3 protein-coding genes are annotated in these 2,956 nt (G+C 73.1%); all 3 read left to right on the forward strand.

Going from position 1 to position 2,956, the window contains the following annotated elements:
- On the forward strand, positions 1-1,003 hold a 1,003-nt coding region (gene eccE, locus R6V09_RS50000; RefSeq protein WP_317888067.1), incomplete at its 5' end, for a type VII secretion protein EccE.
- Positions 1,003-1,749 (forward strand): hypothetical protein, encoded by a 747-nt coding sequence (locus R6V09_RS50005; RefSeq protein ID WP_317888068.1) that lies wholly within the window; start codon positions 1,003-1,005, stop codon positions 1,747-1,749. The genes eccE and R6V09_RS50005, both read left to right, overlap by 1 nt.
- 323 nt (positions 1,750-2,072) lie before the next feature.
- Positions 2,073-2,956 (forward strand): SCO5717 family growth-regulating ATPase (locus tag R6V09_RS50010; RefSeq protein WP_317888069.1); only part of this gene is annotated, 884 nt, incomplete at its 3' end.

Raw genomic sequence — 2,956 nt, forward strand, 5'->3', positions numbered from 1 at the left:
GTCCCGGGTGCGGCGGGCCGCGAACACCCCGGTGCCGCCGGGGACGGACGCCGGTCTCGCGCCCGCCGTCGAGTGCGACCCGAGCCTGCGGACGTACAGCTACCACCGCGGTGACGACCGCGACCAGCGGCCGGTCGGGATGATCGGCGACGGCGACTTTCTCACCGCAGTGCTCCAAGTGGAGTCCGACGCGGGCGCGTTGCGTGCCGAGCGCGGACGCAGACCGCTGCCCGTGGGGCTGGTCCGGGACGCCCTCGAAGTCGATGGAATCCGCCTCGAATCGGCACAGATCGTGGTGCACACGCAGCCGGCGCCCGCGCTGCATCTGCCGCAGCAGTCGGTCGTGGTGAGCAACTACGCGCCGCTGCAGGCCCAGACCGGCTCCCCCGCCGTCCGTATCACCTGGATCGCGCTGAAGCTCGACCCCGAGCTGTGCCCCGAGGCGGTGGCCGCGCGCGGGGGCGGACTGGTCGGGGCGCAGAAGTGTCTGGTGCGGTCGGCGGAGCATCTGTCGAGCCGGTTGTCCGGTGCCGGTCTGCGGGCCCACGTGCTCACGGAGGAGGAGCTGACGGCGGCCGTCGCCACCTCCGCGTGCGCCAACCCGATGGTGACCGCGCAGGCCGGGCGGAGCGAGGCACCGCAGCGGCGGACCGAGGAGTCCAGCCGCAGTTGGCGCTGCGACAACCGCCGGCACACCACCTACTGGGTGCGCCGCTGGCCCCAACTGGGCGAGTCCGGCACCTCGTTGGCACAGCTCGTGGCCCAACTGACGGCGGTGCCCGCACTGGCGACGACCTTCAGCCTGACCCTGGCCCGCGGGGAGCAGCAGGACGTGGCACTCACCGGACACCTGCGGATCACCGGCCGCAGCAACCAGGAACTGACCGACGCCCGGCGCGAGTTGGAGCAGGCGGCCCGGCAGGCGCGCACCGGCCTGGCCCGCCTCGACCGCGAACAACTCCCCGGTGTCCTCGCCACGTTGCCCCTCGGAGGTGCCCGCTGATGACCATGACGACCACAGAGCCCGGGGCCACCGGTATCGCCTCGCGGCTGCGCACCGGATTCGGACTGCTCGGTCCCCGCCATCCGCGCCACTCACTGCCCGTCGACCAGGTGGAGGCGCTGTCGCTGCCCATCGGGGACGACGGCGTGGTGGTGGGCATCGATCCCGAGGGCCGCCCGGCCGTGCTCGGGGTCAACCGCCCGACGCCGTACGACATCCTGCTCATCAGCGGACTGTGGACGGCCCAGGTGCTGGCGCTGCGGGCGGCGGCCACGGGCGCGCGCGTCGCCGTCGAGACGGGACGGCCGCAGGCCTGGATGCAGATGGTGCACGCGATGGGCGGCGGACAGAACGGCCTCGCGGTCTACGACGTCGGCCGCGTCCCCCCGCAGGGCGCCTCCGCCGGTACACCCGTGCTGGTGGTGCGGGACTGCGGAATGCGGCCCCCGCGCGGGCGGGTGACATCGGCACCCTGGCAGTCCGTGCTCACCCTCCTGCCGTATCTCAGCCCGGTCGCACCCCGGTTGATGCGGCAGGCGCGGCTGGTGGGTGTGCAGCGGGTTTCGCCGGACGAGGCGGCCGAGATCGGGCGCGTGATCGGACTGCCGCGCCCCGACCTGGAGTCACTGCCGACGCTGCCCGAAGGCGTCACCCTGTGGTGCACGGAGCGGGACCGGCAGTACGTGATGACACAGCCGACGGACGCCGAGGTGGGGCTGCTGGGCGTGGCCCGCCGCATGGACTGACGGCCGGCCGGGGGACGGCTGACGTACGACTGCGGGACGGAACGGGCGGATTGAAGTGCCCGAGCTGTCGGGTTTGGTCGATTTCCAGGGGGATTTAGTCCGCTATCGCCGGTCTCGGTCGTGTGGGTGTGCACGAAGGGGTGGGCGGGCCTGCCGAGTCCACGGTTTTGGTGATTAGGCTGGGACAGGGCACGTCACGAGTATCCGCGCGCGGATGGTGCGTCGCCCAGGGCCAGGGGCTCAGGGGGACGACCCGGCGCATCGGATGTCAGAGCGGTCGCCCCAGCACGGCATGAGGGTGCTCGACCACACCAGGAGGAATTGTGAGCAGCGATCGGGACGGGATCCGCGGGGGCTGGGCCACGCCCGGCGATGACCAGCCCGATGACGAGTCCGCCATCGAGATGACGGGCGAGTTCACGATCGACTACGCCCCGCCGGCCTGGTACACGCAGAACTCGTCGGGCGCGTCCACGCAGTCCGCGCCGACACCCACGCCGCCTGCGGCACCGACTCCGGCGAACGGTACGGCGACGCCGCCCCCGTCGCCGCCGGTCGGCCTCCCGTTCGCGACACCGCCGCCGGCGAGCAACTCCGGGCTCCCGTCCGCCTGGACAGCCGCGGCCCTGGTTCCCGACGAGGAGGACGAGGACGCCGAGCACGGCGACCTCGTGAGCGGCGCGACCATGCGGATCTCGGCCGCCGCGCTGAAGCGGGAGATCACGGAACGGGGCGGGGTGACGGGCCCCACGCCGGGACCGACCGCCGCGGAGGCTCCGGTGACTCCGGCCCCGGCCGAGGGTTCTGTGGGGGATGCCAGTGGTGCGGAATCGGGCTCCGGCGAGGGGGAGTTCGAAGGTTCGGAGGGTTCCGAGGCTGAGGTGCCCGGTGCGGTGCTTCCGGCCGACGGTGAACTGGCGGAGGTCCCGGCGAACGGTGACACCGAGGGCACCGACGCCGCCGAGGTGAACACCCAGGACGAGGACGGCACGGTCGCCGAATCGGAGAGCGCGGACCCCGCGAACTCCGCTGAGGCTGAGGCTGAAACTGACGCTGAAGTCGAGAGCGCAGACGCCTCCTCCGCGTCCGTCGCGGACCCCGACACAGCCCCGGCCACCGACCTCACCACCGACCCCACGGACGAGCCGAGCGGCGCCGACGCCCCGGCCTCCATGCCCGAGGCCGACGCCCCGCAGCCTGCTGAGGC

The organism is Streptomyces sp. W16 (assembly GCF_033194735.1).
Taxonomy (GTDB): Bacteria; Actinomycetota; Actinomycetes; order Streptomycetales; family Streptomycetaceae; genus Streptomyces.

Excerpts from the sequence above, each read along its gene's own strand:
- R6V09_RS50005 (WP_317888068.1), top strand. The coding sequence starts at position 1,003 with ATGACCATGACGACCACAGAGCCCGGGGCCACCGGTATCGCCTCGCGG.